This window comes from Sphingobium sp. FG125 (assembly GCF_057809795.1).
In genome coordinates this window covers 1-16,487 of record NZ_JBMDKQ010000017.1, presented here as the reverse complement: position 1 = coordinate 16,487, position 16,487 = coordinate 1, and the positions used below count along the sequence as shown (strand labels likewise).

Below are 16,487 nucleotides of genomic sequence, written 5' to 3'. Positions count from 1 at the left end.
CTGGGCCTCACACCGGTCGGGCTACGCCCTCCTTGGAGGAAGCCTAGAGCATCGAGCCTTTAATCGGACGCATATCCTGCGGCTTTGAGGAAGTTCAAGCATTCATCGGGGTGTAGCGGTCGCAGATATTGCCGATGGCCTGCCATAGGGCCTCGATGGTCCTTGCGCCGGTGCGGCGGAGGTTGGCCTTGAGTTTGGAGAAGGCCATTTCGATCGGATTGAGGTGGGGGCTGTATGGCGGCGTGAAGAGGAACCAAGCGCCCCGGGCCTTGAGTATGGCCTTGGCTTTTTCGCTTTTGTGGCTGGAGAGATTGTCGAGGATAACGACATCGCCCGGCTTAACCCGTCTTATACCAACCTGCATTGATCATGACCCACATGCCCATTTGCGGCGTCCGATTGTCATGATGCGCCAGGGCTGATCGATCAGCCTGTTCCAGGCTTCGCAGCAAAGGTCGACGATGTTGTCGTGGGACGTGAAGATGCGGTTGGATAGCCAGTTATCGCGCATGAACTGCCAGATATTTTCGACCGGGTTGAGTTCAGGACATTTTGGCGGCAGCGGAACGATGCTGATATTATCGGGCACTTCCAGCTTCCCGGTCATGTGCCATCCGGCCTGATCCATCAGCAGTACGCCGTGGGCACCTGGTTCGATAGCGAGCGATATCTCCGCCAGGTGCAGCGACATGGTCTGGGTATTACAGAAGGGCAGGACCAAGCCAGCGCCCTTGCCAAGCTCAGGGCAGATAGCGCCGAAGATGTAGGCTGATTTGGTCCTCTGATCCTTGGGCGCTGAAGGCCGGGTGCCGCGTCTGGCCCAGCGGCGGGTGATCTTGTTTTTCTGGCTGATACGGGCCTCGTCCTGGAACCATACCTCTATGGGCGTGTCGCGCGGGAGAGCGGCTTTGATCTTTGCCAGCTCGGCTGCAAAGCCCCCTCACATGATGTTTCTCCGGTCAATGGGGTGACAAAGCATTTTAGCAGTCAGTCCAATTGCCAATGGGTTACTACGCGATTAGTTCGCATCGGATTCAGCGCTATTCCGTCGCCCAGAGCTTTGAACCCGTCATCTCTATGCTGCCTTAACGCTTCGCATGACCGCAGATTGGGGGGGGGCCGACAAAAAGGTCCGAAAAACGAATTCAACCGCAGTTGCGAAGCCTTCGATGCTGCCGTCCGAATGCACGGTGGCTTTCAGACCTAGGCCGTGCATCGATATCAGCAGCATTTCAACGCGAATGTCGAGTTCATCCTTGATAGGCCCTTCCAGCACAGGCTCTATGATCTTGCGAATTGTCTCTCTAAAATAGTTGGCGGCCATCACGGCCATTTCCTTGACTCTCGGATTGCGCGCCGCCTCGGCCTGGACTTCCAGCCACAGGGCGGTGCGGTCGCTTTTAAGAATTACAGGAAGCTCGCTCACAAAAGACTCAATAAGCGATTCGACGCCTTGGTCCTCCGACTGGCCTAATTGGCTTATGAGCAACATGAACTCATTCATGTCGTGCTCTATCAGCGCGATCATGATCTCCTCTTTATTCTCATAATATTTGTAGATGTGGCCCTTGCTCATTCCTGCCACGGCACCGATGCGACTGATGGTCGCAGCGTGGAAGCCTTCATCCCGAACGCATGCTCTGGCTGCATTGCGGATTTGGGTTTCTCGCTGTTTGATCCGTTCCTCTCGCCGCGAGATCGCTGCTGCTGACTTAGTCATCTATCTCCTTCGTGCCGCTTGCGGCGACAGCACCTGCCTTGATCCGATGTTTATAACTCAAATCCAGAAAAGAGCTAATATAGTTTGATCGACCGCTCTGCGGCTGCCTTCCCCGATCGCCTGCGGGCGTTACGCCGACGAACTCCTGCAGCCGCCGGAAGGCTGAGCTCATTCACAAGCTTTCCCGCATAAAAAAGGACGGTCGTTCTATTGACAGCTTGCGCCTTCATGTGGATAAGGCGGCGAAAAGGCTGTCATTAGGTTAGTAGACGGGAGAGTGAGTGTAACCTTCAGGGTTGCTCGAAAAGTAGAAATATTCTCCCCATTTTTGTTATCCGCCAAATCCATTCGCTGAAAAGCGGAGAAATTTTCTCCATTCCTGCAATATTTTTCAAAGGCACAAGTAAATTATTCGCCTTAAGTGTTTGTGAGTGCGAGAGCAGTATTTAAATTAGTCGACCTTTACTACCGGCCGGCCAATGGTCTTGGCTCGATGAACAATGAAGCGATGTGGGTGTGGTGTAAACGGCTCGCAACATGCCAATATGAAGCGCGAATGTCGTCGGCACGTCAACTCGACCGACAATCATAAAAATGCAGGAGAAGGATAGATTTATGCTACCATTCCAGGATAAGAATATCGTTGTTCTGGGCGCCTCCGCACGTGGCGGCACCGGCTGGGAAACCGCCAAGCTGGCCGCGGAGCAGGGGGGGCGCGTAACGGTCGGCGCGCGAAGCATGGCTGGGATCCAGGAACTTGCCGGTCTTATCGGCGGTGCCAGTGTGCGATGCGACGCTTCGATTGAGGCCGAGGTGGAGGCGATGGCCGACGCAGTGTTCGCCGCCAACGGCCCCATCGATGTCGCCATCATGGCCGCAGGCGTGCCCTTTGTCGGCATGATCGACGTCATCGACCCGGAGGATGTGCGGAAAGCTTTCGACATCAACTATTTTGGTCCATTCTTCTTCATCAAGCACATGGCGCGGCGGATGAGAGACGGCGGCGCGATGGTGGTGATCACTTCCACCGCAGCGTCGATGCCGGTTCCAGGCTATAGCAGCTATGGATCGGCCAAGGCTGCGGCCCAGATACTCGTTGAACATGCCGCGCTCGAATATGCGCCGCGGGACATTCGGATCAATGCGGTGGAGGCGGGGCTGATCGATACGCCGATGTCGAAGATATTGTTGGACCACGAAGTAGCCAGGAAAGTGCTCCTGAAGGAAATTCCGCTCGGTCGGCCTGTCACACCGAGGCAGGTTGGGGCAGCGTGTCTTTGGCTATGTCATCCCGACGCGGCGGTAACGGGTGATACGTTAAACGTTGATAACGGCAATCACCTGCGTCGAAACGTGCAGCCGGAAGAACTGCCCTACGAAGTCATGGCCGCGAACGCCGACGCGTCGTCCAAAAAATGATGAGCGGTGCCTGGCGGGGCGGGGGCACCAAGACTGCTCCCGTCGTCGTCCAGCCTGCCAGCGCGGTTCGGTTGTGACGGCTGCGGGAAAAGCAACTGGAGAACATCGTATGAACGAGATCAACAATATGCGCGGTGTTGACCAGGACGCGTACGCTTCTCCTTTGGCTACCGAACGGCAGTACGAAATCGAAGCAACGGCAGGGGCAATTCTCAAGACACCCAAAATGCAACAGGCGATGGATGCGGCGCGCCAACTCCTGCTTGGCTTGTCGTGGGCAAAGTCGGAGACGGCTAAGCAGACTCTGGACGAGGTTGTTTCCGAATGTGCAGGCTACGCGCTTCTTTCCGCCGCAAGCACGAATTTTGAAAATCCTGACCTTGTCTGGATTCAGACACCCCAAAAAGAGTGGATGGGGCATTTGGTAACGGGATCGCGGTTCTGCTTCGATAATCCCGACAATATATATCGTTACCTGTTCATCGATGCCGCATCGACTTATGTCCTTGATGCCAAGCCCACTGGGCCGACCGGTCGATTCAGCGTGGCAATCTATGTCGCGCTCACAGGGGCCGAGGTCAAAAGCTGGGCGGACTGGGAACGGACCGTGGATGCCGCGGATGAGGGACGCATAATCACAGATGGTGAGGGCGCATCACGCATCACGATCGGACCTGAAGACCCAAGGGACGGCAGCCTGCATCTTCAGTCAAAGGGCGGCGTTTTCGTCATTATTCGAGAGGCATTGAGTGACTGGCATACGCAGCGCCCTCGCGCCATGTCATTCCGCAAGGTTGGTGGACCACCAAGTCATAAGCACAGCTTTGATGATCAGGTCGCGATAGCGGCACGCTATATGATGTTCGGGGCACAGACGATCGCTCAATTCGAACCATTATATGAATCGATACCAGTCAATGATTTCGGCGCGGCTATGATGCGTGGTCACGCAACCAAGCCGTCGATGATCACACAAGGCCGATATCATCTGGCGGATGACGAGGCCTTGGTTGTGAACCTCCTTCCACAGGAGGCGGAATATATGAGCTTCAGCGTGACGTCACCGTGGCTGATTTCCCGCAATGCGCACAGTAAATCGGGCAGCCGGACGGGACATCAATCGCATCGGAATGGCGACGGCACCTATACTTATGTCGTCAGTCACCAGGATCCCGGCGTAGCGAACTGGATGGATAGCGACAGTTTGCGCGAAGGCTGCATGGCGATGCGGTGGGAAGGGATGCATGCACCGGTCGCTGATCCCAAGGACGCGATCCAGAGCGTCAAACTCGTCAAGTTGAGTGCCATCCACTCCGAACTTCCGGTCGATTTTCCATCTGTGGGGCCGGCGGAGCGATCGGTCGAACTTGCAAGCCGCAGGCTCGACTATGGGTCGCGCTGCGGCGTGGATTGCACATTCGCTGGCGATTAAGGATGGTAATCGGACTCTTGAGGGTCGGCACCCCGTCAATATCGGGTGCCGGATCGTTCCCAGTCCCTTAATCGCAAACAGCAAATATCAAGGTTAGAGGAGCCTTCAATGGACACGCTTCAGTCGACATCAAAACTGTCTGTAGAAGAATTGATCGCAGTAGCCTGCGCCGAGGACGGGTTGAACGATTTCGGCGACTTCGACCCTCGCGAAGGATTGGCGCGATTTCTTCAGGATATCAACGATAACGTCTTGTTGAATGATGACGGTATCGCAACCATTTCGGCGATCATCCACCGCTGGCTGGTCAACGGACTGCGTTTTGCCCACGACCTGAAGAAGCACCCGGAAATTCTCGACGAACAAGTCGACGATCCGCTCATCATTTTGGGCATGACCCGCGTCGGTTCGACCAAATTGCAGCGTCTGCTCGCTGCCGACCCCGACACGTTGAGCATCAGACATTGGGAATCGATGAATCCTTCGCGCATCCCGAACGCAGTGGCGAGCGAAGAAGATCCCCGCATCGGGATCGATCGTGAGATCGTCGAGGCCATGATCAAAAATAATCTCGGCCTGATGCAGTCCCATTCGGTGAAGATTGCTGATGCCGAGGAAGATATTTTCGTGCAATTGCCTACCTTCAAGACGGTTGGCCACTGCTGGGTGGTGCCAGTTCCCAATTACTATGAATGGGTAAGATCTGAATCTCTGCATGGCTCTTATGTGTTCCTCAAACAGATGCTGCAATATCTGCAATGGCAGCAAGGTGGACGTCGAAGTGCCGATGGCGACCGTCGGTGGATATTGAAGACGCCGCCGCACATCGGAAATATGGATCATCTGGTCGATGTTTTCCCCAATGCCAAATATATATTCATGCATCGCGATGTCCACGAGGTCATTGCATCGACCTGCCGCCTGATCGAGATGCTGTTCCGGACGTGCATGGATGTGGTCGATATGGAAGCCGTGGGCGCTTATGTGCTTCGGCTCTGGTCGGCGGAGATGGACCGGCATCTTGAGCAACTCAACGCTCTCGGTTCACAGATCGATCTCCTCGATGTCCAGTATGACCGTCTTCGTAAGGACACGTTTGGCGTAGTGCGCGATATCTATCAGTTGACGGGCCGTGAGTTAACGCCGCGTCGCGAAGAAGCGATGCGTATGTGGGAGGCAAGCGACTCTCATGGCGAATTTGGCAGCTATACTTATAGTTTGGAGCAGTATGGCCTGACATCTGCAATGGTGGATGCCGCCTTCGCAGAATATAACCGCCGATACTTCCAGAAATAAATGCTCGGTACGCGCCGGGCAGGAATGGGGTCGCCGCGCGGTTTTGAATATTGGGATAGCTGGTCGCTGCGAAAAGCAGGGAACTTGTCGAGCGGCAGCCCTGGTGAAACGGGAATGCGCAGAAATTAGACCGATCGTTCTAAATAAAATTGACTTGCTGGGGGTCGGTGTGCCACGCTGCGGCAGATGCCAGAAAGTCGAATCGCGCCGGGTGAGGCGGGAAATTTTTGAAAAAATAGGTCAGAGGATTGGTGTTGAAATGATAGGCTTTGAGCATTCTGAATTGCGCGCTCGCTATGACGTGCTCATCGATTTGGTTGCGCAAAAGAGTCCCACCCTCGCGCCCGATATCTTCAAGGTTCCTGTGCACGAATATACCGATCGCGACCGTTGGGAGCGGGAAGTCCAGTTACTGCGGACCACGCCCATGGTATTGGCGTTGCCGAATGAACTGCCCGAACCCGGCAGCTATTGGGCGCTGACCCGGCTGGGCGTGCCGATGCTCCTAGTGCGCCAGAAATCCGGAGAGGTTCGGCTGTTCATCAACGCCTGCCGACATCGTGGCGCGAAGGTCGTCGAGGAAGGGCAGGGCAAGAAACCGCGCTTCACCTGTGTTTATCACGCCTGGACTTACGGGCAGGACGGACGGCTCGTGGGACTGTCCGAGAGTGCCATTTTCGGGGACGTCGACAAGGCCGAATATGGACTGACCGAACTGGCCGTCGAGGAGCGGCACGGCCTGATCTGGGGCATTCTGACCCCTGGCATGCCGCTTGATCTCGATGCGTTTCTCGGGCCTGAACTTTCAAGCCTGTTGCCCAAATTTGGCCTTGAACGCTTCCGAGTGGTAAACCTCAAGGAGGTGCCTGCCGCGAACTGGAAGCTGGCCTATGAAGGCTATATCGAAACCTATCACTTCCCCAGCCTCCATGCGCAGAGTTTTGGAAGTTTCGTCATTCCCGGCGTGATCAAGGTCGATAGCAGGGGCATCCATGGTGAAATCGTGTCGCCGGTCCTGGGCATTGATACGGAATGCGACCCTTCATCGATAGATGATCTGAAGCGCTTTGTGCAAAGCGGCTTCACCATTTTTCCGTCAACATTCTACACATGCGCAAGCACCAATGCCTTTGCGGGTGAGGAAGAGCGTGATGGCCCGCCACTTGAACGCATGTTCATGAACCAGATCCTGCCCGGCAATAGTCCGGGTGAGTCGGTGGCCATATCGCGAACCGTTGTGAGTGGCGAATTCATCGGCACGCCGATGGAGCGAGAGGTTCGTGATTGGGCTAGCCTTACCCATCAGGTGGTTATTGATGAAGATTGTCCGATCGTAAATAGTATACAGGAGACGGTATACTCCGGTGCCCAGGAATATTTCACCTTTGGCCGCAATGAGAGCCATATTCATCACTTCCACCGCGAGTTGCATAAAGCCTTGGGAGATGAATCACTGGATGAGCGGCAATAGAATTATGCCGACATGTGGCCGCTTCCCAAACAGGCTGAACCCGCATGATGTATTTGGTGCCGCGCAATCAATGAGCCCACCGGATTTTGATGTCGTGCGGCCCGTGCAATGTGGTGGGTAAATGTTGGAGGTCGGCATGGATGAAAAGCTGCAACGGCTCATAGATCGCGAGGAAATACGGGATCTGGTGAACCGCTTTTCGGCCTATGAAGACCGGCGGATGTGGGACGAGGCGGCCGACTGTTTCACGCAAGACGGCGTGTTCGATGAAACCGCCGTCGACGGCCCGTTGTCGATGGGCAGGGAGCAGATCAGGGCGTTTTTCAAAGAGCAGATAGATGGCGCCATGACGTTCCTGGCCCATTACGCAACCGGCCATGTCATAACGGAACAGAGCGATGATGAGGCAAAGGGTTTCTTCAACTGCTTCTTCGAGGGCGGGTTGCATGACGGTAGGATCGTGAGAGTGCATTCCTATCTGGATGACACCTACGCCCGGGTTGATGGAAAATGGTTGTTCAGGACGCACAAGGTTGTGCTTTACGGTCCGCGGCAGTTCACCAGGCCGTCCAATGAGACGGCTAGCTAAAATAAATATCAGGAGCGGGAGTTGGTATGAGAGGTTTGCGGGACAAGGTAGCGATCGTGACGGGCGCGGCCTCACCGATCGGGATTGGCTTTGCTACGGCCAAGCGCCTGGCTGAAGAGGGTGCGCTGGTAGCGCTGACCGACATCAATCATGCCGCTGTCGAGGAACGGGCTGCCGAGCTTCGGCAGGAGGGCTATCGCGCGATCGGGATTGCGCATGATGCCGTTGACGAAGCGTCATGGGAGAATGTCCTCCAGACCACCCGCGATGAACTGGGTCCGCTGGACATATTGGTGAACAATGCCGCCATCGCCGTGCAGGCCCATGTCGTCGATATGGAACTGTCCGATTGGCGTCGCCAGTTGGATGTCAATGGGACCACGGCCTTTCTGGGATGCCGGATCGCGACGCGCGAGTGGCAGGCATCCGGCCGGACAGGCGCGATCGTCAACGTGGCGTCCACGGCGTCGCTCGTGGCTGGTGAATATGGCGGCGCCTATTGCGCCAGCAAGGGCGCCGTCCTGATGCTCACCAAGGTAGTGGCGATCGAAAATGCGAAACATGGCATTCGCGTCAATTCGGTGCACCCTGGCTGGACCAAGACGGCCATGCTCGGGGATTCGCTGGAAGATCCTGAAGCGCAGACCGCGCAGATCAAGGCGATCATACCGGCCGGGCGGCTGGGTGACCCGTCGGAAATGGCGGCGGCGATCGCCTTCCTTGCCTCGGACGATGCGTCCTTCTGCAACGGCACCGCTCTTTTGGTCGATGGCGGGCTGACGGCCCAATGATGGTCGCGAGGGTTGGATAGAGCTGAAAATAGCCCTCGACCCGTCGCTGATACAAGCTGCTTATAAGGAGAGAGTTGACCATGACCAGTGCCACAGACCCGTTCGCGGGAACATCCTTCGGTCCCAGAGGCAAGCGGCCGACGACGCTCGATGAGCGGGTGCGCCTGATCGAGGATCATGAGGACATCGCCCGATTGATGTCACTCTACACCCATTATAACGACGGCGGCTGGGAAGGGCAGGGACCGAGCCACATGGGTCCGTCTGCGGATCTCTTCACTGAAGATGGCGTCTGGGACGACTGCGGCACGATCGGCAAGGCGCAAGGTCGCGAGACGATCCGTGCGCTGTTCAATACGTTGCGGGCTACTCCTTATGTCTCGCATAATGTGACGAACCCGCTGATCGATGTGGACGGCGATGTCGCGCGGGGACACTGGCATCTGATCGCATTGTCGAAATGGCCGAACGGGAGGCCGATCGAGGACATTGACGGGCACTGGTCGCTCGCAATCTACAAGCTCGAGTTCAGGCGGACCAGCGAAGGCTGGCGTTTCACCAATATGACCATAAACCGCGGCCGCGAAATGCCGCAGCGCGGCTATAATGGCCCACCGCAATGGTCGGTGTAATGATCCAGTCTGACGACATGAGTGGGCGCACAATTGTCGGTATCAAGGCAAAATATTAGGGAACGAGGTTATGTCAGGCAAAGTCACTTTTGGTTATCTCTATGACTTCCGCAATCCGCCGCAGTGGCATCGGCCATGGGAGCAGGTGTACAAGGAGACGATCGAGGTTGCAGCCTGGAGCGAGCAGGTCGGTTTCGGGGGTGCCTGGGTGCCCGAGCATCATCTCGCCAGCGACGGCTATCTGCCTTCGCCGCTCGCTGTGATTTCGGCGATCGCCACGCGCACCGAGCGCATCAAGCTTGGCACATGGATCGCGCTCGCCCCACTATACCATCCGACCCGCTTTGCCTCCGATTGCGCGGTGCTCGATATCATTTGCAACGGACGGCTCGATATCGGCCTGGGCATCGGCTACCGGCCTGAGGAATATACAGCGTTCGGCGTCGACTTCACCAAGCGTGGCCGCCTGTTCGATGAATGGCTGGAGGTCGTCACCCGGCTGTGGGCGGGCGAAACGGTCCATTACGCCGGGCAGCATTATCAGCTGAACGGCGTCAAGATGATGCCGCCGGCCCCGCGCGGCCGTATCCCGCTATATATCGGTGGCTTCGCGCCCAAGGCGATCGACCGGGTCCTGACTTATGGCGACGGCTATGTGGGCACCACCGACGGGGCAGACATCTATCTCGAAAAACTGCGCGCGCAGGGCAAGGAGGTGAGCGATGGTAAGGTGCGGCTCGGCGATTTCTTCACCGTCGTTGCCCGCGACCCGGAACAGGCGATGGAGGAGCTGGCACCCCATTTCCACCACGTCAACAATACATATGCGGAATGGGGTGGCGAGGGCATGGACCTGATGAGCCTCGACGAGTTCAAGATGTGCGGCAAGATGGAAATACTGACCCCGGACGCCGCGGTCGCGAAATACAAGGCTTTGCAGGAACGCATGCCGCTCGATCATGTATCGATGATGATGCCGGCGGGCCTTCCCGCCGATCGCTTCATTGCCTATGCACAGCTGTTCGCCGAAGAGGTGTTGCCGGCGTTCAACTGATGAAGCGCGGTCATACAGGAGACATCAGATGAATCTCGGCACACTTGCAATCTGGGCCAGCGTCAATGGACCGATCGGCTTTTTTGAGGACGAGAAATCCAGCGAACTGGGACCGGCGACGGCCGAGCGCCTTGCTCGTTTCGCCCGCCGTGTCGAGGAACTTGGCTATGACTCGATCTGGATGCCGGACGCGTTCGGTCGCGATCCCCTGATCGCGTCGGCCTGGCTGCTGGCCAACACGACCAGGCTGAAGGTGGCGACGGGCATCATCAGCATCTATTCGCGCGATGCGATCGCCATGCGGGCGGGGGCCGATGCGCTGAACGAACAATGGGGCGGGCGCTTCATCCTGGGCCTGGGCGTTTCCCATCGCGAGGCCGTGGAAGGCATGCGTGGGCATCAATATGGAAAGCCACTGCCCGCGATGCGTTCCTATCTGGAGGCGATCGCCAAGGCACCTTATCATGCCGTACCGCCAGCCGAGCCGACCACGATCGTGCTGGCCGCGCTGCGCGAGAAGATGATCGAACTGAGCGGGGAGAGGGCGCAGGGCACGCACAGCTACCTCGTGAGCCCGGAGCATAGCGCGCAGGCGCGCGCGATCCTTGGGCCCGACAGGCTGCTCTGCGTCGAGCAGCCAATGGTCCTCGAAACCGACCCGGTAAAGGCACGGGCGATCGCGCGCAGCGAGGTGGAATTTTATCTCACCCTGCCGAATTATTGCAACTCGTGGAAGGCGCTCGGTTTCTCTGACGATGATCTCGCCAATGGCGGCTCGGACCGGTTCGTCGACGCGATCGTGGGCTGGGGCGACGAGGCTGCGCTGCGCAAGCGCATCGACGAGCATCTGAGTGCGGGTGCCACCCAGGTCTGCATCAAGTCGCTGGCACCAGGCGGCGGCACCGATATGCGGATTATCGAACTGCTCGCGCCCGGTGCCTGATTGGCCAACCGTATAAATGAATGGGGAGTGATGCCTGTGCGCGCTGTTACCGCTGATTTCGTCAATAAGGCCCATTCGCCCCGTGTTTCGGAAATCGAACAGCCGACCCTGTCGGACGGCGAGATTCTGGTACGCATTTCCTATGCCGGGATGAACGCGGCGGACTGGCAATATTCACAAGGGATGGTGCCGACCATTGCCGACAGCAATGTCAACATCATGGGCTTCGAGGCGGCAGGCGTGGTCGCGCGCGTGGCACCTGGTGTCACCAACTTCCGTGAAGGTGATCGTGTCATGTTCGCGCGAAGCCGCGCGACCGGGGATACGGGGACTTTTGCGGACTATGTCGCTTTCCCTGCCAATCTGGCGTGCCGGGTGCCTGACTGGATGTCGATGGAGGAGGCGGGTGCCACGCCCATCTGCTTTCTCACTTCCTACATCTCGCTGTTCGCCGATGACCTGGGCAATGGGAAGCCCGGGCAGAAGATATTGATTCATGGCGGATCGGGCGGCGTGGGCAGCTTCGCTATCCAGCTGGCGAAATATGGGGGATTGTTGGTGGCCGCGACCGGGAGGGCGGCCAATCGGGACTATATGATCGGGATGGGTGCCGACCTCGCCATCGACTATACCGATCCTGACAAAAGCATCGTCGCCCAAACGCGCGAATGGGCACCCGAAGGCGTCGACATCGTGTTCGATGCCGTCCGGCAAAATACCCTGCCCGACGCGCTGGTGGCATTAAAGCCGGGCGGAACCCTGGTCAGCATATCTACGGGTCTCGACACGAGCAATCTGGACGAACAGATGCTTGCGTCGCAGGCGCTCGGCTTTCGGCATGTGCGCTGTTTTGCCCATTGGCCCGAACGGATAGACAAGGTACCGCTGGTCAATATTCTCGACCAGCAGGGTATTCGTATCCCGCCGGTCGAGGTGGTGGAACTCGCCGCCCTCCAGTCCGCGATAGAGCGGCTGAAGGGCGGGCATAATCGAGGCAAGCTCGTGCTGAATATGGCAGGCGGATAAGCTTGGGCGGCAATTATAGAAAAGGGGGAGCGGTGATGCGTTTGGAAACTGGCAGCCTTGAGGTTCAGGGAAGCGTGGCCCCCGGATATGGGGGCGTCCGCGCTGCCTTTGAGGATAATCTGGTATCGGGCCTGGACGTAGGGGCGGCTTTCGCCGTCTATCGAGACGGCACCGCGGTGGTAGACCTGTGGGGCGGAAACCGCGTGGAAGATCGATCCATCAGGATCACGGATCGCACGTTGTTCGGCGTCAATTCCACGACGAAAGGCGTCGCGTCGATCTGCATCGCGATGCTAGTCGATCGGGGTAAGCTCGACTATGAAACCCCCGTCTCGGCCTATTGGCCGGAATTCGCGGCGAACGGCAAGTCGGAGATCACGGTCGGCGAAATGATGTCGCATCAGGCCGGCCTAGTTGGCGCGCGCAAGCCGGTGACGCTGGGCGATTATATCGCCCATGATCTCGTCGCCGCCATGCTCGCCGAGCAGAAGCCATTCTTTGGCCCAGGACTGTACGGCTATCATGCGCTGACCATCGGCACCCTGGTCGACGAACTTATCCGCCGGATCGATGGCCGGACCATCGCCTGCTTTTACAAAGAAGAAATCGCTTCGAAAATCGATCTCGACATTTTCATGGGGCTGCCGATCGAGGAAGATGATCGCTATGCCGCAATGTTCGGACCGGATGACACCACAGCCGTCGAGTTCGAAGTGCCGGACCCTGAAGCCATGGAGGCCGCGCTAGCCAATCCGATGATCGCCTGGGACTTTCCCAACCAACGCTACTGGCGTGCGGCGGGGCATTCGGCGGCTGGCGGGACCGCGAGCGCGCGCGGCCTGGCAAAGCTCTACGCCAATCTCGTGAGCGACGACCTGCAGAACGAACCAAGGCTGGTGAGCAGGGTGATGTTGGAGCAGGCGATCCGCGAGCGCATTGCTGGTATCGACCAAGCCTTGGGCGGGAGCGGTCGCTACGCAGCAGGTTTCCGTCTCAATGACGGGGCAATGGGGCCGAATCCGGCATCATTCGGCCATCCCGGCTTTGGCGGCAGCATCGCGTTTGCCGATCCGGCGCGCAGGATCGGCGTGGCTTATGTGACCAACACCATGCGGCATCCTGACGCGCAATGGATCGATCCGCGCGTCGCCGCTTTGCTCGAGGCGCTCTATGCAGTCGAGGCGGCGCGCTGAGATCCGGTCATGGCCTGCCGCGCACGCGCCCCGGCGGCCTTGCGGGCACTTTGGAGAACGAAGCCGATGTCGATCACGCAAGTAAATGTTTCCAGAGCAAAGGCCTTTCTGGAAGCGATGGGCGAAAGTGATGTTAGTTGCGTCGAAGCCCTGGCATCCGACGAGTTTGAATATTGGGTTGCGGGACGCACCTCGCTTTCCGGCTCTCGCAATATGGCCGCGCTCGCGGCGGCCATGCCCGACTTTGCCCCGGTATTCCCGCACGGGCTTCGCATGACTGTAACGGGCATCACCGCCGAACTCCAGCGTGTCGCCGTGGAGGCGCAGAGCCACGGTACAACGGTCGATGGCAAGACTTACGAGAATTGCTATCATTTTCTGTTCGAGTTCGATCATGCTGGCAAGATCGTAAGGCTGCGCGAATATATGGATACAGCGCATGTCGCGGATATTTTTGGTAAGTGAAACAAGGCGACTATCTGTTCTGGAATTAGAGGTATTTGGAGAGGGGGCTTTGGCAATGTGCCGCGCAAACGGTGCATAGCCTCCACCTTCATCGCCGATTTAAACGATATGGCTGATCCGATTCTTTCGATTTCTATCGCGGAAGTGCGTTCGCGAACGGGCGTATCCGCTACCGCGCGTGTTCGAGCTGCTTAGAGCAGAATCCGATCATTCTGGCTCATATCCTGTGGCAGTGAAATAATTGGCGCATTCTTCCGGAGTGAAGCGCGGTAAAGCGTCGCGGATAGCATCCCATAGCTGTGGTACGGTCCGTGCTGCGGCTTTTCGGAGGATGGCCTTAAGCTTGGAAAAGGCATTTTCGATTGGATTGAAATCGGGACTATATGGCGGAAGGAACAACATGCGTGCGCCCGTTGCTTCGATCGCCTTGCGTGCGGCCATGCTTTTGTGCGCTGGCAGATTGTCGAGAATGACGATGTCGCCCGGTCGCAGCGTTGGCGCCAGAACCTGCTGGGCATAGGCCGCAAACCATTCGCCCGTCATTGGGCCGTCCAAGACCATGGGCGCGGTCATGCCGGTCAAACGGAGCGCGCCGGTGAAGGTGGTAGTTTTCCAATGACCATGCGGGATTGGAGACCGGCAACGCATGCCGCGCCTTGCCCGTCCCCGCAGGCGGGCCATCTTCGTTGAAGCGCCAGTCTCGTCGATGAACACCAATCGTTCGGGGTCAAGGTCAGGCTGCGCCTTGAACCATGCGCGTCGCCGCGCGAGAACGTCGGGCCGCTCCTGCTCGCTGGCGTGCGCCGTTTTTTTTGACGGTCATCGAATGACGATCGAGGAAGCGCCAGATGGTGCTCGGCGCAAACACCGCTTCATGCTCCGATCGAAGCATCTCGACCAATTCAACCAATGTGATGTCCACCTGCTCCTCGATCGCACCGAGTATGACGTCGCGATAGGCGGCAATCCGCTGCGATCGCATGTCACCGCCCTGGGGCTTTGCCCGCGTCGATCCGGTCTCTCGCCAGTCGCGAACCCAGCGGACCGCGCTCGCCGCCGCAATGCCAAAACGCGCCGCTGCAGCGCGTCGAGACATACCGCCATCAACCGCGGCAATTACCCGTGAGCGCAGATCTTCTGAGATAGACTTCGTCATGCCAGGCTCGCCTCCTCGTCCAGCTGACATGGTGAATCAGACTTTCCAGCCCAAGGGAACCCCCTCGATTCCGTTAGATCGGATTATGCTCTAACTCATCCAGCTTGCCGGAGAAGCGTAGGCGCCCAGCTGCATGTGCCGCTTGGAGCCTTTCGAGCAATAGAGCGGTTTCCATTCATTCCGGTTCATACCCGCACGATTTGAAGTAATTGGCGCATTCGTTGGGCTGGAAGATATCGACGAGCTTTCCGATCAGGCCCCAAAGCCCGCTAACGGTTCGCTCGCCTTTGGCGCAGCGGCCATGACTGCGGGTCATATTGGTCGCCGTCCAGGTCTCGTCGATGAAGACCAGGCGTTCTGGTTCTAGATCGAGCTGACCCTCGAACCAGTGGCGACGCTGCTTCAGGACGTCGGGACGGTCTTGCTCGATTGCGTGCCCGGTCTTTTTTTCCGCGTGATGCCGTGGCGCACGAAAAAGCGATGCAGCGTGCCGATCCCGACCGGGGCGCCCCGCTCGATCAATCGAGCCTGAACTTCGACAAGGGTCATATCGCCCTGTTCGGCAAGCAGTTCACGGATAAAGCCGCCATGCGCCTCGATCCTGCCCGAGTGACGGTCTCCGCCACGTGGCTTTGCGACAGCCTCACCATGTTCCAGCGCGCGTTGCCGCCAGCGGATTGCGCTTGATGCGCTGACCCCAAACCGGTCAGCCGCAGCCCGACAACTCAAACCCCCACCAATCGCAGCAATGACCCTGTCCCGCAGGTCCTGTGAAAGCGTTCGTGCCATCCATGCTGGCCTCCTGCCACCAGCAGACAGTGTGAATCACATCAGCGCAGCAAAGGGAACCCCTGATTCAGTTCGTGTGGAAACCGCTCTAGTCGCCGGAACAGGCGAGAGAGGACATGGACGGGCAAGAAGAAGTTCGGTCGGCAAGCGCGCCATCGTCCATCCGAACAAAGTGCTCCGCCGGGGACGAGACAATGAATGTGCGGATGATGCGTGAGCGCCTGCCCCCATGTGTGAAGAATGGCCAGGAATCCGATTTCGCCACCAAGGTGCCTGGCATCGGCTGCGATGGTCTTGAGCGTCGCTGCGACGGCGTCGAACAAGATCGCATAGACCACCGCCTTATTGTGGAACGCGATCTCGGCGACTTCGCTCGGCACCGTGAACACGACGTGGAAATAGGGCACTGGCAACAGATCGGCTTGCCGGTCAGCGAGCCACCGTTCGCGCGTCGCGCTCTGGCACTTCGGGCAGTGCCGGTTGCGACAGATAATGTGAAACGCCCATTACT

Annotated in this window: 15 protein-coding genes and 3 pseudogenes; 12 read left to right on the top strand and 6 right to left on the bottom strand. The window is 58.0% G+C overall.

Annotation, left to right across the window (positions count from 1 at the left end):
* Positions 1 to 94: 94 nt before the first annotated feature.
* The 3 genes and pseudogenes from ACODSR_RS15390 to ACODSR_RS15380 form a co-directional block, all read right to left on the bottom strand.
* Positions 95 to 364 (bottom strand): transposase, encoded by a 270-nt coding sequence (locus ACODSR_RS15390; protein ID WP_489077530.1) that lies wholly within the window; start codon positions 362 to 364, stop codon positions 95 to 97.
* Between the two features lie 3 nt (positions 365 to 367).
* Positions 368 to 934: pseudogene (locus ACODSR_RS15385) on the bottom strand (IS630 family transposase); the annotation flags it as partial.
* Positions 935 to 1,075: 141 nt separating this feature from the next.
* Positions 1,076 to 1,720 carry a TetR/AcrR family transcriptional regulator gene (locus ACODSR_RS15380; protein WP_489077529.1) on the bottom strand — a complete coding sequence of 215 codons (645 nt, stop codon included), beginning with the start codon at positions 1,718 to 1,720 and terminating at the stop codon, positions 1,076 to 1,078.
* Between the two features lie 594 nt (positions 1,721 to 2,314).
* On the opposite strand from ACODSR_RS15380, the gene ACODSR_RS15375 reads away from it, so the two are divergent.
* From ACODSR_RS15375 to ACODSR_RS15320, 12 genes are all read left to right on the top strand, one after another.
* Positions 2,315 to 3,139: an SDR family NAD(P)-dependent oxidoreductase gene (locus tag ACODSR_RS15375; protein ID WP_489077528.1), complete on the top strand. Its 825-nt coding sequence runs from the start codon at positions 2,315 to 2,317 to the stop codon at positions 3,137 to 3,139.
* 109 nt (positions 3,140 to 3,248) lie between these two features.
* Positions 3,249 to 4,571 (top strand): hypothetical protein, encoded by a 1,323-nt coding sequence (locus ACODSR_RS15370; protein WP_489077527.1) that lies wholly within the window; start codon positions 3,249 to 3,251, stop codon positions 4,569 to 4,571.
* Between the two features lie 108 nt (positions 4,572 to 4,679).
* Positions 4,680 to 5,867, top strand: a complete 1,188-nt coding sequence (locus ACODSR_RS15365; RefSeq protein WP_489077526.1) for a sulfotransferase family protein — start codon at positions 4,680 to 4,682, stop codon at positions 5,865 to 5,867.
* A 103-nt stretch (positions 5,868 to 5,970) separates the two neighbouring features.
* Positions 5,971 to 7,338 carry an aromatic ring-hydroxylating oxygenase subunit alpha gene (locus tag ACODSR_RS15360; RefSeq protein WP_489077525.1) on the top strand — a complete coding sequence of 456 codons (1,368 nt, stop codon included), beginning with the start codon at positions 5,971 to 5,973 and terminating at the stop codon, positions 7,336 to 7,338.
* A 136-nt stretch (positions 7,339 to 7,474) separates the two neighbouring features.
* Positions 7,475 to 7,927, top strand: coding sequence for a nuclear transport factor 2 family protein (locus tag ACODSR_RS15355; protein WP_489008790.1), 453 nt, complete (start codon positions 7,475 to 7,477; stop codon positions 7,925 to 7,927).
* A gap of 26 nt (positions 7,928 to 7,953) precedes the next feature.
* Positions 7,954 to 8,718, top strand: coding sequence for an SDR family NAD(P)-dependent oxidoreductase (locus tag ACODSR_RS15350; RefSeq protein WP_489077524.1), 765 nt, complete (start codon positions 7,954 to 7,956; stop codon positions 8,716 to 8,718).
* An 80-nt stretch (positions 8,719 to 8,798) separates the two neighbouring features.
* Complete coding sequence (locus tag ACODSR_RS15345; RefSeq protein ID WP_489077523.1) at positions 8,799 to 9,350, top strand: nuclear transport factor 2 family protein; 552 nt, start codon at positions 8,799 to 8,801, stop codon at positions 9,348 to 9,350.
* A gap of 70 nt (positions 9,351 to 9,420) precedes the next feature.
* A complete protein-coding gene (locus ACODSR_RS15340) occupies positions 9,421 to 10,404 on the top strand; it encodes an LLM class flavin-dependent oxidoreductase (protein WP_489077522.1) in 984 nt (327 codons plus the stop codon).
* Between the two features lie 28 nt (positions 10,405 to 10,432).
* A complete protein-coding gene (locus tag ACODSR_RS15335; RefSeq protein ID WP_489077521.1) occupies positions 10,433 to 11,347 on the top strand; it encodes a TIGR03620 family F420-dependent LLM class oxidoreductase in 915 nt (304 codons plus the stop codon).
* 36 nt (positions 11,348 to 11,383) lie between these two features.
* Complete coding sequence (locus ACODSR_RS15330; RefSeq protein WP_489077520.1) at positions 11,384 to 12,373, top strand: quinone oxidoreductase family protein; 990 nt, start codon at positions 11,384 to 11,386, stop codon at positions 12,371 to 12,373.
* Positions 12,374 to 12,408: 35 nt separating this feature from the next.
* On the top strand, positions 12,409 to 13,566 hold the full coding sequence (locus ACODSR_RS15325) for a serine hydrolase domain-containing protein (protein WP_489077519.1): 1,158 nt from the start codon (positions 12,409 to 12,411) through the stop codon (positions 13,564 to 13,566).
* Positions 13,567 to 13,632: 66 nt separating this feature from the next.
* Positions 13,633 to 14,031 (top strand): nuclear transport factor 2 family protein, encoded by a 399-nt coding sequence (locus tag ACODSR_RS15320; RefSeq protein ID WP_489077518.1) that lies wholly within the window; start codon positions 13,633 to 13,635, stop codon positions 14,029 to 14,031.
* A gap of 207 nt (positions 14,032 to 14,238) precedes the next feature.
* On the opposite strand, the gene ACODSR_RS15315 is transcribed toward ACODSR_RS15320, so the two are convergent.
* From ACODSR_RS15315 to ACODSR_RS15305, 3 genes and pseudogenes are all read right to left on the bottom strand, one after another.
* Positions 14,239 to 15,187, bottom strand: a protein-coding gene (locus tag ACODSR_RS15315) for an IS630 family transposase (RefSeq protein WP_489077592.1) whose coding sequence is annotated in 2 segments (ribosomal slippage) — positions 14,239 to 14,848 and positions 14,847 to 15,187 — 951 coding nt in all. Because the reading frame shifts where the segments join, the coding sequence is not laid out codon by codon here.
* 277 nt (positions 15,188 to 15,464) lie between these two features.
* Positions 15,465 to 15,976, bottom strand: a pseudogene (locus tag ACODSR_RS15310) (transposase); the annotation flags it as partial.
* A gap of 89 nt (positions 15,977 to 16,065) precedes the next feature.
* A pseudogene (locus tag ACODSR_RS15305) lies at positions 16,066 to 16,464 on the bottom strand (IS91 family transposase); the annotation flags it as partial.
* Between the last annotated feature and the right edge of the window lie 23 nt (positions 16,465 to 16,487).